Source organism: Nocardiopsis sp. MT53 (assembly GCF_019598965.1).
GTDB lineage: Bacteria > Actinomycetota > Actinomycetes > Streptosporangiales > Streptosporangiaceae > Nocardiopsis > Nocardiopsis changdeensis.
Window position 1 is genome coordinate 127,515 of record NZ_CP080600.1, and the last position, 17,262, is coordinate 144,776.

Sequence of the window (17,262 nt, forward strand, 5' to 3'; positions counted from 1 at the left end):
AGTTGGCCTTGTCCGGGCCGGTTCCGATACGACCGCCTCCGATCGGCGGGGCGCACAATGGGGCCACACCACCGGAAACGACTGGACACATAGTAACCGCGGCAAGGAGAACGCACACCATGAGCGACCACCAGGAGCCGACGCCGGACCAGGCCGACGCCGGACTGCTCACCCTGGAGGAGTGGGCGAACCGCTGCGGCTACAGCTACAGCCGCGCCTCCACCCTCGCGCGCGAGGAGGAGGACTTCCCCGACCCCGTCCGGTACCGGATGGTGCCCAAGCGGCGCGCGGACACGCCCCTGCCGCCGGGCACCGACCCCGACCAGGCGGTGACCCTGGATAGGTTCGCCGACCTGATCGGATCCTCCGCCAAGACCGTGCGCCGTGTGGTCACCACCCACTCCCGGCCGCTCCCGCCCCTGGCCGACCCCGCGGAGCGGACCGCGTGGCCCACCCAGGGGCACCGTGCGCTGGGCGCCCTCCTGGAGTGGTGGAACGCCCGCCCGGCCACCACCACGAAGGTCGCCCTGTACGACCCCGAGAAGCTGGCCCCGTTCGAGCCCCGCCGGCCCCGGCCTGTGCCTCCGCTGGAGAAGCTGGGCGTGGCCCCGGACGAGGAGGTGACGGCGAGCCGGTTCGCGTCCCTGATCGGCGTCGACTACAAAACGGTCGGCCAGTACCGGCAGCTCTCCCCCGAGAAGATGCCGCGCACGGCCGACGGCCGGCGCGTGCAGGACCTGGAGTACGGCGAGATCGCCCAGTTCCGGCTCGAGGACCTGTACCGGTGGTGGCAGAGCCGCCCCGGCAGCCGGCTGGGCGACCGCACGGGCCAGGGCGCGGGCAAGCGCCGGCGCCGCGGTGACCGCCCGGCGCCGGAGGGGATGACCCTGACCAGGTTCGCCAGACTCATCGAGGTGGATCCCGCGAAGATGCACCGGTACCGGCGCCGGCATGCCGGCTCGATGCCGGCCACGGTCGACGGACGCCGGGCGCAGGACCTCGCCAAGGGCGAACGCGCCTACTTCCCCGCCGAGGGACTGCACCAGTGGTGGCAGAACCTTCCCGAGGACGACGAGGGCGCCCACTAGTGTCGGCCGGCCCTTACCTGTGGCGGATCCCGCAGGGGTCAGGCGCTGAGCAGGAAGGTCGCCACCGCGTAGGCGGGGGCGTTGGCCAGCCGGTGCTCACCCTGTTCGTACCGCTGCGTGGTGCGCGGGTCGGCGTGGTCCATCGCCTCTTGCAGGTCCCACAGCGACACCCCGGCCGCCCGCGCCAGAGTCGCGTAGGTGGCGCGCAGCACATGCGGACGCACCTGCGCGGGGGCGCGCAGGCCCGCGGCGCGCGCGCACCGGGCCAGGATCCGCGTCACCTGGTCATCGGACAGGCGGCCGCCGTCGTTGGCCAGGAGCAGCGGCTCCCATGCCGCCACCGGCGCCACTGCCCGCCGGGCCGCGTGGTGGGCGTCCAGGTAGCCGAGAACGGCCGGTACCAGCGGTGCCGTGCGGCGCTTGTCGCCTTTGCCGGTGTAGGTGATGGTCCGGTGCGCCCCGTGCACCCCCAGGTCGCCGACGTCCATGGAGGTCAGCGTGGCCACACGGAACCCGCCCATCCCCAGCAGCGCGACCACCGCGGCGTCGCGCGGCCCCCACGCCGGGGCGGCGTCCTCGGCGGCCGCCAGCAGGTCCAGGTACTCGCTCTTGTCCAGGGCCCGGGTGGGCGCACTGGCCTTGGGGGGGCGCTTGACCGACGCGGCCGGGTTGTGCAGGCCCAGGTCCTCGCGGCCGTTCTCCGCCGCGTAGCCCACCGCGAAGGAGTAGAACGAGGACACCGAGGCCAGGCGCCGGGCCCGGGTCGAGGAGGCGTCCCCGGCGGCCTGCCGGGCGCGCGTCCAGGCGTCCACGTGCACGCGCCGCGCCGCCAGCACGTCCACGCCCAGGCCGTCGAGGAACCCCGCCCACATCTCCAGGTCCCGGGCGTACGCCTGCCGTGTATGGGGGGAGGGCTGTGCGAGCAGCCACGCCACCCGGATCCGGTCGGCCAGGCCGGGCTCCGGCGCCGCTTCGGGGCGGGCGGTGGGGATGGTGTGCGCGGGCAGGGGCTCCAGGGTCATGTCCCTGAGCCTACGGCCCGCGTGCCGTGTCGCGCCGTTCGCGCGGGTCATCGGCTTGCCCGCAGGGGCGGTTGAAGATTTCCGACCGGAATTGAGGCAGGAGGCGGGCGGGTCGCCCGTCGGGCTCCGTCGGGTGGCGCTGCGCCGCCCCTTGGCCCAGGGGTGTGTCCTTCCTGGTCGCGGGGGGTGCTCGGAATTCCTTGCGGTTTTTCCGCGAAAAGCCCCCCGAGAAGAGTACGACGGTGTACTCTTGGAGTGTTGATTACAACGATGTACACATTGAGAGGGGGGCCGTTGTCCACCCAGACCGAGCCCAGTGCGCAGGTCAGAGACGCGCTCGGTGACCGTGTCCGCAGAGTCCAGGCCAGCGGGCAGACGCTCACACTGACCGTGGACGGCCGCGCCGACAGCGCTCTCGTGACGCTGGAGATGCTCACCGCCACCGGGCTGGCCCCGGTCGGGGCGTGGGGCATCCGCCAGGCCCGCGAGGAGTGGGCGCAGCTGCGCACCGCGGCCGCCGAACAGGGCCCGCAGATCATCACCGACCGGGGCACGCCCGTGGTCGCGCTCGTCTCGGCCGAGCACGCGCGCCTCATCGCCCAGGGCCTGCCCGTCCTGGAAGCGGCAGAGCTGCGCTTCGACGGGCACCAGATCACCGACCAGGACGGGCGCATCATCGCGCCCGGCACCTACAGCTACGTCGGGGGCGTACTCCACGTGCCCGCACCCGATGCCGACGGGGACGGCCATGACCGGTGACCTTCCCCGATACGCCGCGGGGCGGTACGGCCCGGAGCGGCGACCGGGGCGCTGCGAGCAGGCGGGCGCCCGCCTGCCCGGAGGCCACCACGGCACCGTCGCCACTCACGCCGAGCACCACAGGGAGCGCACCATGACCAGGACCGTCACCGTCATCGCCCACCGGACCCTGGAGGAGGTCACCCGCGAGTGGGAGCCCGTCCTGCACGGCCCTTCCCCCATCGAGGCGTACCAGACCTTCACCACCCGGGACTCCCGGAAACGGCGCCTGGTCCTGGAGCGCGTGGACGCCGGGCCCGGCCACGCCGGGCACCGGTGGGAGCTGGTCCACGCCGCCCCCGAGGACGCCGACCTGGACGAGAAGCTCGCGGCGCGGCGCACCCGTAACGACCTCCAGGGCTCCGCCACCCTCGAGGCCGCGCTGGTCGAGGCGACCCGGTACCTGCACGAGCACCCGGCCGGGCCGGACACCGCCCCGGCGCCCACCTACCCCGACACCGAGACCTACACCTGCACCCAGTGGGTTCCGGTGCTGCGCGAGGAGGTCACCGTGGCGTGGACCCGCACCCAGGGCACGTGGGAGGCCGAGGTTGACGGCCGCGCCTGGACGGCGCACGTGGACCGCACCGACTCCCGCAGCGGGCGCCGGGTGTGGGCCTACGGCACCGGCCCCGACGGCCGCGCCGAGTACGAGGCCGGCCCGCACGAGGAGGCCCACCAGGTGCTCACGCACCTGGCGTGGGAGATCGCGATCCGGGACCGGGTGGAGGCCCACCACCGGGCCGCCCCCAACACCCGACCCGCTCCCGCGCTCCGCCCGCGCGGGGTGCCGCTCCGCGCCGCGTCCCACCGCAGAGGAGTCGATGCGCCAGGGAATGCCGATACGGCTGAGCACCGCAGGCTGCAAGCCGCGCTGAACGACCGGGCCGAGTACCTGAACTCTACTGTCGGGTACGGCCACTGGGCGGCGTTCAAGTCGGTGACCGGGTGGGGCGGGTCCGTCGAAGAGTATGTGGCCGACGCCCTCCGAGGCCAAGTCGATGTCGATGTCGAGGTGGTCGCGGCCGACTTCCGGGCTGCGCTCAACAAGACCCTCCCCGAAGGCGTGTCCCTCCAAAACAACGAGTTCTACGGCCCCAGCTCCGAACGCCCACCGTGGAACGCCGACGTCTTGAGGGCCGCGATCGACGCGGTGGACTTCTGGGGGATCGTCGCCGAACACGACAACTCCTGACCCACCCCTGCTCCCCGCCCCCGCGGGGATACCGCCCTGGGCGGAAGACAATCCCACAAGCAGAAAGGCCACCATGGAACTCCAGCAGCGCCGCCGAGCGCGAGCCCGCGCCCTCATCGACACCCAGCTTGCCGACTACGCCGGCACGTACACCGTCACCGAGGACACCGACGGTGAGACCCTTCTCGTGCACCCCACCGTGGACTGGGACCAGATCACGGAAGCACGGTGGGAGGAGGTCATGAGGATGCGGTCGGCACTGAACCGCTCACACGAGCTGATCATCGACCGCCGGATCGGTGAGGTCGACCTGGGCCCCATGGTGGTGCGCCTGGGCGCCCTGTACGAGCAGGCGGAGAAGATCGCAGGCTTCGGTGTCCACGCCCGCGCGGCCGAGTACCCCGTCCTGCTGCCGAGCGACAGTCGGCCCAGCCCCAAGGCCCTGGCCGCCGTGCATGCCTGGGAGGCCCAGCAGGGCGCCGAGCACGGGACCGTGAAGCTGCTCCTGATGGAGGCCCACCTGCCTCCGAACCTCTCGAAGTTCCATGCGGTGGGGTGGGACACCAGCGTCTCCGACGGCCCGGGGGCCCCGTGGGTGCTGGCACCGCTGGCCTACCTGGCCGCAAACGCCACCTCCTGAGAGCGCAAGCCCCGCGCATTGCGGGGATGCCGCCCACCCGGGCGGACCCGAACCTCCAGGAGGATCACCGTGCAGCACCAGATAACGTTCGCGGCCGACACCCGCGAGTTCGTGGAGATCGACCGGACCGTCACCGACTCGGGCGCCGTGCTCATCACCAAGTCGTCCCTGGTCGGGCTGACCGAGACCGGCCAGCCGGAGCGCTACCACAACGAGCGCACCGGCAGGTCCTTCGACCTGCACGTCTACGCCGACGCCAGCGGGGAGCGGTGGCACGTCGCCACCATGGTCACGGACGAGGCGATGAAGCCGTTCGGAGGCGTCACCGGTCGGGAGGTCTGGCAGGTCCCCGCCCGGGAGTGGAGCTACGGCTACAGCTCACGGCACAACTTCCGCACCCGCCGCGAACTGCTGGCCCACCTGGGAGACGAGGACGCGCGGAAAGCCTGCTGGGAGCAGCTCGACACCACCATGAAGGACGCCGCCGCGGCGGCAGCCGCGGCCGGGGGGCGGGTGGAGTACGCCGAGCACCGGGAAGAGCCCGCGCTACTGGACCGGGCGGCGTACACGGCCGCGTGCGAGCGGGTCGGGCTCGTCCCCGGCACCGAGGACGAGATCCGCGCCTACCGGGGCCTGGCCGACCGGTGGCCCATGTTCGAGTACAGCGTGGACCACATCGTGTGGACGCAGCTGTCCCGGGCCTACGCCCAGTGGCTGGCGCAGCAGGACGACCGCCAGGCGCAGCGCCGCCTGGAGCAGGCCACCGCCGCCCACCCGGGCGACGCCTACAGCAGGGAGCAGTTCGAAGCCGCGTCCCGTGCCGCCGGGTACGAGGAGCCGCTGCCTGACGAGCGGGTCTCGATGATCTTGAACCCCTACTGCCTGACCCAGTGGGAGGAGGACCCGGTGCTGCTCGCGCTCGCGAAGCGCCGCGGCCGCGGCATGGTCGCCGAGGCCGAGCAGGAGGGTCGGCGCTGCGACGAGTGCGGGACCCTCATCGTCGGGAGCGGCCACGCGGCCAGTCTCGGGCTGGCGTGCGACTTCGAGTGCATGCACGCGATGTCGGCCCGTCCCGGCCGGTACGCCACCCGGCACGGCAGCTGACCACCAGACACCTTGCCCCGCCTGCGCGGGGATGCCGCCCACCACGGGCGGGACCGACCCTCGAAGGAGAGAAAACCATGCCCGACTTGACCAGCGCCGACATCCGCGCCCTGCTCGGCTCCCGCGTCGAATCCCCGGTGCTGTACATCGATGAGGCCGGCGACCTCGCCGTGGGCCCCGCGGCCGAGGTCTGGCACCGCCGGGTGGTGTCCACCCAGGTGGCGATGAAGGATTCACTTCTTCCGCCGCACAGTGGTGAGCTGACCGACGACGACATCGAGGAGCTGCTTCCCCATCTCCAGAGCGATGTCGACCAGACCGCCGAGGCCCTGGACTCCTGACCCCTCACCGGAACCGCACTCGCGGGGCCGGGTGCGCCCGGCCCCTGGAACGGAACAACGACGCCATGTCCACGACTTCCCGGCTTCCCGCCGAGCTGCGAGAGCACTACTGGATCGGTGTGCACTACCAGCGCCAGCCCCGCGTCAGCGGCATCAACCCGCCCATCCAGACCGCTTTGATCAAGCCCGTGCGGGAACCGGGGTACTACCCCGTGCTCTACCACCTGCGCGAAGGCCGCAAGGGGGACGGCGTGGTCATCCGGTGGGGGGAACGCATCCCCACCGACCGGGTCCCCGACAACGTGCACGCCGAACTGGTGGCCTTCGCCATCGACCATGACGTGCGCTGGCAGGAGCGCGAGGCCGAGCGGGCTCGGTCCGCCGCCGAGTACCAGGCCCTGCTTGACAAGGAGATCGCTGAAGAGGAGGCGAAGAGGGCCGCCCGCGCCGCCGCCGACAGCCGCCCGGTGTGCGGGATTCGCGCCCCCCACTGCGGGAACTGCGGGCGCCGGATCCACGGCGGCGGCATGGCCGCGTCCCTGGGCCTGGCCTGCGGCCCCGACTGCTTCGACGACATGGACAACGAACTCGGCGGGCACGACGAGGAGTACCAGCACCCCGGATAGGGGCGCACCGGCAGGGCGCGCGTGTAGAGTGCCTGCCATATCCGGCCCCTGACGCGAACGAGAACCCCTCCCCCATCGGCCCCGCACCCGCGGGGATGCACACCGGTCCGGGCCGCTGCGCCCAGGCCCCCCTTTTTTCCTCCCGCGCTCGCGGGAACGGCCCCCCTCTTCCGGGGGCGAGACCGCCGCGCCCGCACCCCTGTACGCGGGTCGCGGCTCCCTGACGAGCGAGGAGTCCCCTATGCCCGACCTTGGGTTGAACCTGTTCCGCGATCCGTGGATCCCCGTGGTCTACGCCGACGGCACCCGGACCGAGGTCGGTGTGCGCACTGCCCTGGCCGACGCCGACCGCATCGCGGCCCTGGCCGCCGAGAACCCCACCGTGGACATCGCCTTGTACCGGCTGCTGCTGGCCGTGGCCCACCGCCTGGCCGGCCCGGTCGACTCCCGGCACTGGCCCGCCCTGTGGGAGTCGGGCCTGCCCCTGGAGGACCTGGAGGAGATCGGGCGGGGCCGGTGGGAACTGCTGCCCGCCGACGGGGAGCCCGGCTTCGCTCAGGATCCCGTGCAGCGGCCCGAGCCCGCCCCGGTGGCGTCCCTGACCGCCCTGGCCGACCGCGGCGCCGGCGCCGGGTTCCTGTGGCGCATGCCCCCGGAGCTGAGCCTGTCCGAGGCGGCCCGGTGGCTGCTGTGGTGCCACGCCTGGGACACCGGCGGCATCCGCGCCGCCCACGAACGCGGGATCGACCGGGGGGTGCCGGTCGGCCCGGCGGCCGCCCTCCCCCACACCCGGCTGGTCGGCACCCCCCTCGCCCAGACCCTGCTGCTGAACCTGGCCCCCGGCCCCCAGGGGCCGGCCGGGCAGGGCTGGTGGGAGCGCACCACCCCGGTGGCGGGGCGCCGCCGCGGCCGCACCCCGGAGGGGATGGTGGACCTGTTGTGCTGGCCCGCCCGCCGCATCCGCCTGCTGCCCGACGCCGACGGCCTGGTGCGCCGGGTGTACATCACCGGCGGCGACGACCTCAGGGTGCCCGGCGACCCCGCGCACGGCGCCGACCAGTGCTTCCAGGACGCCTACAGGCTGGTGCTGCCCCGATCACTGGAGGCCACCGTCCCCGGCCTGGTCGCCCCGGCCAAGAGCCGCACCACACCTCCGTCGACCCCAACGGTCATCGACTGGTTCGCCGACCGCCACCACGTCCTGGACCGGGTGCAGGTCGAGACCACCACCCTGGCCACCGACCGGCACCGGTCCGTCATCTACGACATCCACGACCGCACCTGGACGCTGCCCGCCGCCGCCCTGGTCCCGGGCACCGCCGCCCACGCCCGCCTGGCCCGGGTACGGGACATGGTCGCCCTCGCCGACAGCGCGGTGCGCGCCGCCGCGACCGCGACCGTTCCCAGCCGCGCCGCCCGCGCCAAGGAGCGAGTGGCCGACCTGGTGGCCCGCGCCCGCCATGAGTGGTCCGGGGACCTGGCCCCCGAACTCGCCGACCTGGACACCGACGCAGGAATGGAACAGTGCCGCGAGGCGCTGGCGGACGTGGTGGCACGGCATGTCGACCGGGCGGACAGGCGCCTGCGCAGCAACCCCGGGCGGCTGGCGGAGGGAGCGCCAGCGCTGTCCAAGGCCCGTGCGTTGAGCCACCGCCTCTCCCAGCCCGGCCCCGCAGAGCCCGCGGAAGCCGCCCTTTGAGTTGCGTCGCCTCCCGTGAACGCCGGACACGGCGACCGGGAGCCTGGTACCGTGGCATCAGCAAGCCGCCCCGCGCACGCGGGGGTAGTCCCTAAGGGGCCGGCTTGCCAGGGTGAAAGCCCGCCAAATCCTTGCGCACGCAGGGGAAACACCCCTCCTTCGGGAGGGGTTTTTGCTGTCCGGGCCGACGGCTCCGCCGGGGACGCGCGCGGGCGTCGAAACCCCCGCCCACCCGCTGCGCAGTCCGACACGTCCTGATCGTGGGAAGTGCCCGCGCGGTCCGTCCGCCACGGGTTCCTGGACACCGCCCTCCGGGCCATCACCGGACATGGTGGCCCGCCGTCGGCTCCAGCCGTGAACTCCTTCCCCGGCTTGTAGACTCCAGCCTCACGACCCCGCACCTGGCGGGGATGACCCTTGGTACGGACACTGCTCCCACGGGTCCCCGCACCTCGCGGGGGAGACGGCCCCTCCTTCGGGAGGGGTTTTCGCTTGTCCGCACCCCGCAGGCGTTCCCGTGGAACGCGCGGCCCCGGGCGCCGGCGGGCGGGCTCCGCGCCCGACCCGCAGCCTTCCCAGGGCCGGGTTCACTGTCTGCGGCGTGTTTTCCCAGTTCACGGGAGTCCGGGGAATTCCCCGGCAGTTTTTTCTCGAAAAGCACCCACGGATGAGTACAGCGGTGTACTCTTGAGTTGTTGATTACGACGCTGTACTCATTGAGGAGGTTTCCGGTGGCCCTGCACAACACCCCCGTCCAGTTGGACACCCCCACGCTGGTCGACCAGCGGCCGCGCGAGCGGTTCGCCGACGCCGCCACCCGCCCCGACCCCCAGGTCCGAGACCGCGCCCAGGCGATGGTCGTCATGGAGGTGTGGGACGCCGCCCTCGGCCCCGACCCCGCCCCCATCGCCGCCGACACGCTCGGCATCACCCCGGAGCGGGTCGACCAGCTCAAGCAGGTCGGCCAGGACTGGCTGTGGCAGGCCGTGGTGAACCCGCCGATCGAGGTCCTGGTCGGCGGCCGCCGCACCGAGCTGGCCGAGGCCCTGGAGGACGAGGACATGGGCGCTTTGGCCGACCGGATCCGCCGCCAGCGCTTGGGTGACGGCCAGTACGTGGCCCTGACCCTGCGGGAGCTGGACTCCATCCGCCCGGTCGTGGAGGCGATCCCCGAGATGTACGCCGTCCGGGACCGGCTGGTGCCGCTGGTCCGGTCCGCCTGGTGGGACGCCGCCGCCGAGCAGCACCGGCGTTTCCACGCCGACCGGGCCGCCATGGACCAGGCGACGAGCCCCCGGGCGTGGGCGGACCTGTACGGCTACCAGCGGGCGTGCACCGCCCTGGAACAGGTGCTCGCCCACGGCAAGAAGCCGTACCCCGCCCCCTACCTGGGCGACGGCTCCGAGACGGTTGCCACGGCCGACCGGCTCGGCGAGCTGGACAGGGCCGTGCGGAAGCAGGAGCACCGTTTCATGACGTCGAAGGAACGGGACCGCGCCGACGGATGGGTGATGCCCCGGGACACCCGGGAGGCACTGGATGCCCGCCCCGGCACCTGGCGGTGGGGCCAGGCCAGCGCCTGACCGCGCACCCGCGGGCGTGTCCGAGACGCCCGCCACAGTAGTGAGAACCGTGTCCCGCCCTGGTGAGGAGGGCGGGCCACGGCCCCAGAACCAGGCGCGGCCGGGACAACACCAGATGAGGAGACAACCCCATGACCAGTGACAACGACGCCCCCACGATGCTGATCAGCTGCGGTAGCGGCGGTGCGGCCTGGCCCGAGCAGACGCGCCCCCGCACCGGCCGACCCCGGCGCGAGACCTGGTACGCCGACCAGGCCCCCGAGGGGTTCGCCGCGGACCAGGTCCCGGGCGGGCACACCACCAGCAGCGGACTCATCAGCGGCATCGTCGTCCCCGTCGACGTGCAGGAGCGGTACTACGCCGAGGACGGATTGTCGCTCGGTGTGGGCGCCGACGAGGGTTATGTCTGGACCGTGACGGTCCGGCCGGCCGCCGCCGAGGAGGCCGCGCCGCTGGTGGAGGCCGAGCAGCGCCGGGGCAGGCAAGCCCACGTCGCCGCCCGGCTGGTGCACCTGCTGGACTGGCGTTACGGCGGCCGCCAGCCCGACGCCTTCCACTACGACGGTGACACGGGTTCGAGCCCGGCCACCGCCGTGCCGGTCCCCATGGCCCCCCGCTACGACACCGCCGGCCTGCACCGGGAGCTGCTCATCGACCGCCGGTCCGGTGTGCTGTGGACGCTCGCCTACAACGGCGGCGACGGAGACGACTGGACACAGTCCACGTGGGGGTCGTGGATCGCCATCGGCCACCCCCTCACCCCCGACCGGGAACGCCTGGTCCAGGACCTCACCGACCTGTACGCCGACGATGACGACTGGCGCCACCAGGGCGTCGCCGCCGACGGGCAGCGGGCGCTGCTGGAGGCCGGATGGACCCTGCCCGCCCTGCGGCAGCGGCTCCAGACCATGCAGGTGGTGGACGCCGCCGACGTGGCGGCCCTGCTGGAGCGCACCCCGCAGGAGTGGAAAGAGGCGGGGTGGCCCTGGCAGTGGCCGCACGGCGGATACCAGCTGCGCGGGCACTGGCGGGTCACCGAGGCCGCCGCCCTGGCCGCGGCCGGGATGGACTACCCGCGGGCCAAGGCCCTGCGCGAGCACGGCGGGCACACCACCGTGGCCGCCACGCTCGCGGCCCGCCCCCCGCACGTGCCCGAGGGCACCCGCGTCAAGCTCACCCACCCGAACCCCCGCTACCCCGAGGACACGGCGCCGGTGTGGGCGGGCTCGGCGGAGGAGATGCGCACCTACCTGGAGCACAACGCGGACCGGTGGGACTGGCTGGTCTCTGCCGAGACCGGGCCGCGGGCGGTGCACCACGAAGGAGGAGGGGACCAGGGGTGGACGCTGTGGGACGACCACAGCATCACCCGCGGGGCGTGGGTCATCTGCCCGATCGGGCACGGATTCACCCGCCCCAGGGACCTGACGGCTCCCGCGCGCGCGGCGGTGGAGCTGTTCGTGGCCGCCGACCGGATCGGCCGCTCCGAGCAGTGGGTGCCGCTGCTGGAGGCGGTGGAGCACGACCGCACGCCGATGCGGGATGCGGTCCTGAACCGGGCCGCCCCCTCCCCCTTCGGGGACGGGTGCATGGCCCAGGTGACCGAGCACCGATTCCTGGTCCGCCGCGGCGACGGCACCGAGCACACCGTCACCTGGTGGGAGGCCACCACCGCCAGGGGCGACTGCGAAGGCGACATCTGGGACAAGGCCACGACCCTGCACACCAGCGGCGCCGAGGCCCGGTCCGAGGCCCTGGAGCGACTGGGGCAGCTGCGCGCGGAGGCGGGTGTCTGACACCCGGCACGAGCACCGGAGCGGCCCGCCCGAATTGAGAAGGGCGGGCCCCTTCTCCCCACGACAACGCCTGATCCGCCCCTGTGCCCCGCACGTCGCGGGGATACCGCCACCCGGCGGGATCGAACCCCATGAAGAGAGGTGAGAAGCCTATGGAGACCGTGCCCATCCGCATGAACGGCATCCTGGTGGCCGCCCCCGTCGAGGGCGCGGACCAGGTCCCCCAGGACGCTTTGCCCGTGGAGGGCTATCGTGACGAGGACGGCGATGAGGAGTACTACACCGAGGCCGAACGTGAGGAGAGGATCACGGTCGGGTACGTGTGGATGCTGCCCGACTCCCCCGCCGAGGAGACCGGCCGGGACCAGTGGATGGCCTGGTCGCCCGTGATCGGCGTGGTCGCCCCCCAGACCCAGGAGCCCGGCCACCCCGGCCGCTACTTCGCCCGGGAGGCCGTCAAGGCCGCGTACGGGCTGCGGTACCTGGACGAGGAGCTGACCGCCGCGGTGTGCGCCGTGGTGGACGCCGGATCCTCCGCCCCGGTGGCGTTGCAGGAGCACAGCGAAGGGCTGTACGCGCTGGCCACCTACGGGAGCCTCGTGCTCAAGGACCCCACCGGTCCGGCCTACACCGGACACGCCCGGTACTCGCCCACCCCGTTCGCCCAACGCCTGGTCCAGGCGTACCGGGCCGTCACCGGATAGCGCCCGGGACCAGCACGAGCCCTGCGCCCAGCAGGGGTCCCCGGGCCGCCCGGCCCGGGGAAACAGAAGGTTCCGCCCAGGTGAGGAGGGCGGAACCGAGCCCCACGATACCCGCTGACGCGCGGCGGCCCCGCCCTGGTGAGGAGGGCGGGCCCGCCACCCGACACACCGCACGACAACGAGGAGAGGAAGAGCCACCCATGCATCTGTCCGGAGCCCACAACCGGGCCCCCGTCCGCGCCCTGGCCCGCGCCCTGGAGGCGGCCGCCCCCGGGCTGATCGACCGCGCCCACGACTGGGAGCGCACCACGCTGGCGGTGCACCCGCTGTGCACCGCCCCCCACGACGGCGAGGGCGAGCGGGTGTGCGCCTGCCCCGCCCGCGAGCGCGCCGGCCGCGCGGGCTGGTACGAGGTCCGCCACACCGCCCCCGCCCTGGTCACCGACCCCGACACCGGGTGGGAGGAGATCGGCTACGTGCCGGTGGGCGGCCGGATGGCGTTGCTGCCTCCGCCGCCGGTGCTCCCCCGCGCCGCCCGGCTCGCCGCCACCCCGCCGCCCCGCCTGGCCCTGTCCCCCGCCCAGATGGCGTTCTACGGCGCCGAGGAGCTGGCGCGCCAGGAGGAGGCCCTGCACCGGCAGGCCGCCGACCGCCCCACCAGCACCGCCTACGACTGGACCGGCTACGCCGCCCGGATCCTGCCCCTGCTGCGTACCCTGGACCGGCCCCGCCCGCTGGAGGGCGCCGCGTTCACCGAGGCGACCCGGGCCCGCCTGGCCGCCGCGCGCCTGGAGGTGGCCGCCGCGCACCGGTCCCTGCGCGACCGGCTGGCCGCCGACCCGGCCCGCCTGGACCGGGTGGCCGCTTCCCGCGCCCGCCTGGCCGCCGCCGAGCAGGAGGTGAAGGCCGCCGGGGCGCTGCTGGCGCACCTGGAGGACACCGGCCACCGCGCCGCCTGACCCGTTCCCGGTCTGCGTTCCCCGCACCTGCGGGGGTGGGGCCGCCACCAGGCGGCCCGCAACCGAAGGGACAGATGATGAGCAACGAACCGACCGTTCCGGCCGGGTGGGACCGGGCGGCGCTGGAGAGCCACCTGGCCAGCCCCCGCCGGGGGTGGGCCCGCGACCTCACCAGCCGCGGCCTGGAGGTCGCCGTGGAGTCCGACGCCGGACCCCTCGCCCGCCAGATCACCGGCCAGGACGTGGACACCCCCGCTCACACCGCCGTGTGGCTGGTCCTGGCCCTGGCCGGCCTCGGCCGGACCGGCGAGCCCGGCAGCGGCGTGACCTTGGGCGCGTACCTGGCCGGCCTCGGCCGGCACCGCGGCCGCGAGCACTACCGGCGCATCGTGTCCTACAGCGCCGGTTCCGAGCCCGCCCGGACGGTGCAGATGGTGGCCGCGGTCCTGCGCGGTGGCGGCCGAGGCCCGGCCCCGGACCCGGTCCTGCTGGCCGCCGACCTGGCCGACCAGCTCAGCCCCGACGCCCAGGTGCGCCGCCGCGTCGCGATGCGGTGGGCCAGCACCCTGGCTGAGGCGGGCGTCAACGCCACCTGACGACCCCCGGGGCCCTCCCCCGCGTCGAGCGGGGAGGGCCCCGGCGCGGTGAAGAGCGCGGCCCGCCCGACACCCGGGCGGGCCGCCACACAAGAACACGAGGAGGGAAAGGAGGAGGTGCGTGCGCAAACACGAGGTCTGGATCCGGCTCGGCTACGGCAAGGGCGACCTGTGCACCGTCCACACCCAGCGCGAGGACGGCACCCGCCGCAGCTACCGCGGCAAGGTGCTCGGCTGGACCCCGACGAACCGGCTGGTCCTGGAGGTCATCGAGCACGTGGACGGCGAGGCGCAGCGCATCAAGCGCGGCATCAGCCCCGAGGACGCCCAGCGGGCCTACATCGCCGACCGCAAGGACGCCGAGCGCCGGCGCATGGCCAACCTGCCCAAGGCCACCGGGCGGCAGGTGAAGTACGCCCTGTCCCTGCTGCGACAGATCAGCGACCAGCAGTGGGCCGCCACCCCCCGCGGCGCCCGCGGCGAGGACCGCCCCGACGAGGACGCCCTGTGGATGATGTACCAGGAGGACATCAGCGACCTCATCGACGACATCAAGGACGTCCAGGAATCAGGAATGGGGACTGTGACCAGCTGACACGCGCTCATCGCCCCTGAGAGGGGAACCGGCCCGACCCTGCGTCCGGGCCCTGCGCGTGAACGGGCGGCCCGGCCCTGGCGCAATGTCGGCGCCAGCACACACACTGGTGCCATGAGCGCCCCCGCGATCAGCCCCCGGCAACTGCCCGAGATCCGCCACCGGCTCGCCCAGTGGTACGCCTCCCCCGCCGCCGCCGACACCCTGGCGGCCGTCAGCAGGACGAGCCCGGACGCCGCACGGATCGGTGCCGAACGCTGGCGCGGCGCTCTGGACCAGGCCGGGATGGTCTACGTCGCCGAGGACATGTGCGACACCGCCGAGGAGATGGCGGAGGGCCTCTCTACGCTGGCCGTGGACGCCGAGGACGACCTCCCCCAGCCCCACGGCATCCTCATCTGGGGCCGCCGCCCCCGCGTTCCCGCCGACCCCGACGACGGGATGCACTACGCCCCCGACGGGGTGGTCTGGTCCACCCGCGGCCGCACGATCGAGGTCGGCCTCCTGCTGCACCCCGCCAGCACCACCCCGCGAGCGCTGGGCGAGGCCCTGCGCGCCCCGCTCGTCCACTTCACTCCGCCCCATCTGGTCCCCGACGTGGTCCCCATGGGGGACCTGCGCATCCCGGCCGACGGCCGCGAACGCCCCTGGTCGTCCCTCATCAACGGGGACGGCACCGAGGAGGCTCAGAGCGACACGGTCGCGGTGATGCGGATGCTGCTGGCGACCTGGCTGGTCATCCGCCAGCCCGCGAGCCGCCGCAGCCTGCACGACGTGGAGCACCTCAGTGCCCCCCGCGCGGCCGCGCGGCGCATCGAGCGCGCCGGGGGCGACCCGACCCGAACGGTGGACTACGTCACCCTGCGCCGGTACGAGCCGCCCACGGGCGCCGCCACCGGTGCCCGTCCCGGCCCCGGCGACGGGACGGGGCGCACCTACCACGTGCGGTGGTGGGTCGGACCGCACCGCATCACCCGGCACTGGCCGTCGACCGGGGAGTCCAAGCGGGTGTGGCGCGGCCCCTACCTGGCTACTCCTGAGGGGTGCGAGACCGCGCCCATCCAGGGTGAGGAGCGGGTGTACGTCCTGCGCCGCTGACGCCCACCTCCGACCAGGTCCCCGACGGCCTTGGAGAACTCAATCATCCAGGGGATGCGCAACCGCGCCACTCGGCCCCGCCCGGCCATAGCCGCCGCGCCGGGAACCACCTGTGCCGCGCAGGGCTCTAACCCTGCGAACACCCCCGAACACCCTGTGGAGTACGCGGTATGGCCCTGATCCTGACCATCCTGATCGTCTGCGGCCTGGTCCTGGCGATCTACCCCCAGCTCGCCTGGCACCTGAAGTCCTGGCAGTACCGCGACCCCGAGCAGAATTACCCCTCGGACCTGTGGTTCTTCACCCAGCGCATGGCCGGCGGGGCCATGGTCGTGATGGGAGTGGTCGGATTCGTGCTGTGGAATCCCGCACCGCCGGCCGAAGACCCCACCGCGGCCGAACCCTCCGCCTCCGCCTCCCCCTCCGAGACCACACCCCGAGCGGGAGACCTGGCCCCGACCCGGCACCTGCTCACCGACGCCTCCACCCCGGAGGGCCGCCTGAGCGGGTACACGCTGGTGGGCGAGGACCGGATCGAGGTGCGCGCCTGGCTCGGCCACTGCTCCTCCGGATCCGATCCGCTCTCGGTCACGGTCCAGGAGGACGAGGAAACCGTGACCGTCCACGCCGTCTACTTCTCCAACACCTTCCTGTGCGGGCAGGGGGAGGAACACGGTGGTGAGACCAGCACCCTCGTGGACCTGGAGGCGCCGCTGGGGGATCGCACGGTCGTGGACACCGACGGCGAACCCCTGCTCTCCTACTGACCGGCCCGGCACCCGCCGGGCCCATCAGGTGCGGGCGGCGCGGGGTGGGATCATCGGCAGGTGACCGATACCTCCCACCCCACCCTCGCCCGTGTGCACGCCGACCTGAGTGAGGCCGCCGACTTGCTGCGCCGCGGCTCGCCCCTGTCGCCCCCGGAACCCGGAACGGAGACGATGGAATGACACCACCCGAACCCGACCAGGTCCCCGACGACCTCGGAGGACTCATCATCCAGGGAATGCACAACCACGCTGCTGAAACCCGCCGGACCATTGCCGCCGTGCTGGGAAACGCCCGCGCTGCGCAGGAGCGCCTGAACCGCACCCTGGCCGCCCAGGAAAAACCTGACGGCGACGAGTCCAAGGACCCCCCGGCCGCGCTGTGACGGCGCCAGACTGGCGCCCATGATCACCTCTCGCCGCCGAGCCCTGGCCGTTGAGCTGGCCCGCGCGCACATGCTGTAGGCGGTCGAGATCCCGACCGCCGCCGACCCGGCGCCAGCCCTGCGCACCCGATGGGGTGGGCGGACATCGCCAGCGGCAGCCCCCTGGTCACCTGAGCGCGAGCGCCCCGCGCCTGCGTACTGGTGGCTCCGGTTGGCGTCTCCTGGCCCTACAGGGCAGCAAAACGGGGCACCCCGGACTGTAGAG

At 73.5% G+C, this 17,262-nt stretch carries 19 protein-coding genes; 18 read left to right on the forward strand and 1 reads right to left on the reverse strand.

All coding sequences use genetic code 11. From position 1 onward, the window contains the following. Positions 1-329: 329 nt before the first annotated feature. Complete coding sequence (locus K1J57_RS32780) at positions 330-1,088, forward strand: hypothetical protein (RefSeq protein WP_220566083.1); 759 nt, start codon at positions 330-332, stop codon at positions 1,086-1,088. Between the two features lie 38 nt (positions 1,089-1,126). Here the strand turns inward: K1J57_RS32780 and K1J57_RS32785 are convergent, their stop codons facing one another. Beyond that, the gene (locus tag K1J57_RS32785) at positions 1,127-2,110 is read right to left on the reverse strand and encodes a tyrosine-type recombinase/integrase (RefSeq protein WP_220566084.1); all 984 of its coding nucleotides are present in this window, start codon (positions 2,108-2,110) and stop codon (positions 1,127-1,129) included. Between the two features lie 294 nt (positions 2,111-2,404). Between K1J57_RS32785 and K1J57_RS32790 the strand changes: the two genes are divergently transcribed. The 17 genes from K1J57_RS32790 (at position 2,405) to K1J57_RS32865 (ending at position 16,997) form a co-directional block, all read left to right on the forward strand. Next, positions 2,405-2,869 (forward strand): type II toxin-antitoxin system prevent-host-death family antitoxin, encoded by a 465-nt coding sequence (locus tag K1J57_RS32790; protein WP_220566085.1) that lies wholly within the window; start codon positions 2,405-2,407, stop codon positions 2,867-2,869. 133 nt (positions 2,870-3,002) lie between these two features. Continuing rightward, entirely contained in the window at positions 3,003-4,103 is a 1,101-nt protein-coding gene (locus K1J57_RS32795; RefSeq protein WP_220566086.1) for a hypothetical protein, read from the forward strand. Between the two features lie 73 nt (positions 4,104-4,176). After that, a complete protein-coding gene (locus K1J57_RS32800) occupies positions 4,177-4,743 on the forward strand; it encodes a hypothetical protein (RefSeq protein ID WP_220566087.1) in 567 nt (188 codons plus the stop codon). A 69-nt stretch (positions 4,744-4,812) separates the two neighbouring features. Further along, positions 4,813-5,847, forward strand: a complete 1,035-nt coding sequence (locus tag K1J57_RS32805) for a hypothetical protein (RefSeq protein WP_220566088.1) — start codon at positions 4,813-4,815, stop codon at positions 5,845-5,847. A 77-nt stretch (positions 5,848-5,924) separates the two neighbouring features. After that, complete coding sequence (locus K1J57_RS32810; RefSeq protein WP_220566089.1) at positions 5,925-6,188, forward strand: hypothetical protein; 264 nt, start codon at positions 5,925-5,927, stop codon at positions 6,186-6,188. A gap of 65 nt (positions 6,189-6,253) precedes the next feature. Next, entirely contained in the window at positions 6,254-6,814 is a 561-nt protein-coding gene (locus tag K1J57_RS32815; protein ID WP_220566090.1) for a hypothetical protein, read from the forward strand. A 241-nt stretch (positions 6,815-7,055) separates the two neighbouring features. Next, entirely contained in the window at positions 7,056-8,513 is a 1,458-nt protein-coding gene (casA, locus tag K1J57_RS32820; RefSeq protein ID WP_220566091.1) for a type I-E CRISPR-associated protein Cse1/CasA, read from the forward strand. A gap of 731 nt (positions 8,514-9,244) precedes the next feature. After that, positions 9,245-10,096, forward strand: a complete 852-nt coding sequence (locus K1J57_RS32825; protein ID WP_220566092.1) for a hypothetical protein — start codon at positions 9,245-9,247, stop codon at positions 10,094-10,096. A 131-nt stretch (positions 10,097-10,227) separates the two neighbouring features. Beyond that, complete coding sequence (locus K1J57_RS32830; protein WP_220566093.1) at positions 10,228-11,892, forward strand: hypothetical protein; 1,665 nt, start codon at positions 10,228-10,230, stop codon at positions 11,890-11,892. Between the two features lie 152 nt (positions 11,893-12,044). Continuing rightward, positions 12,045-12,596, forward strand: coding sequence for a hypothetical protein (locus K1J57_RS32835; protein ID WP_220566094.1), 552 nt, complete (start codon positions 12,045-12,047; stop codon positions 12,594-12,596). A 200-nt stretch (positions 12,597-12,796) separates the two neighbouring features. Then, positions 12,797-13,555, forward strand: coding sequence for a hypothetical protein (locus K1J57_RS32840; protein WP_220566095.1), 759 nt, complete (start codon positions 12,797-12,799; stop codon positions 13,553-13,555). A gap of 77 nt (positions 13,556-13,632) precedes the next feature. After that, positions 13,633-14,151, forward strand: coding sequence for a type I-E CRISPR-associated protein Cse2/CasB (locus tag K1J57_RS32845; RefSeq protein ID WP_220566096.1), 519 nt, complete (start codon positions 13,633-13,635; stop codon positions 14,149-14,151). Positions 14,152-14,272: 121 nt separating this feature from the next. Continuing rightward, positions 14,273-14,746 carry a hypothetical protein gene (locus tag K1J57_RS32850; protein ID WP_220566097.1) on the forward strand — a complete coding sequence of 158 codons (474 nt, stop codon included), beginning with the start codon at positions 14,273-14,275 and terminating at the stop codon, positions 14,744-14,746. Between the two features lie 114 nt (positions 14,747-14,860). Beyond that, positions 14,861-15,844 carry a hypothetical protein gene (locus K1J57_RS32855; protein ID WP_220566098.1) on the forward strand — a complete coding sequence of 328 codons (984 nt, stop codon included), beginning with the start codon at positions 14,861-14,863 and terminating at the stop codon, positions 15,842-15,844. A gap of 170 nt (positions 15,845-16,014) precedes the next feature. Continuing rightward, a complete protein-coding gene (locus tag K1J57_RS32860; protein WP_220566099.1) occupies positions 16,015-16,611 on the forward strand; it encodes a DUF6199 family natural product biosynthesis protein in 597 nt (198 codons plus the stop codon). Between the two features lie 60 nt (positions 16,612-16,671). Then, positions 16,672-16,794 carry a hypothetical protein gene (locus K1J57_RS33875; protein ID WP_255647296.1) on the forward strand — a complete coding sequence of 41 codons (123 nt, stop codon included), beginning with the start codon at positions 16,672-16,674 and terminating at the stop codon, positions 16,792-16,794. Further along, a complete protein-coding gene (locus tag K1J57_RS32865) occupies positions 16,791-16,997 on the forward strand; it encodes a hypothetical protein (RefSeq protein WP_220566100.1) in 207 nt (68 codons plus the stop codon). The genes K1J57_RS33875 and K1J57_RS32865 overlap by 4 nt, the downstream gene beginning before the upstream one ends. The last annotated feature ends 265 nt before the right edge of the window (positions 16,998-17,262 follow it).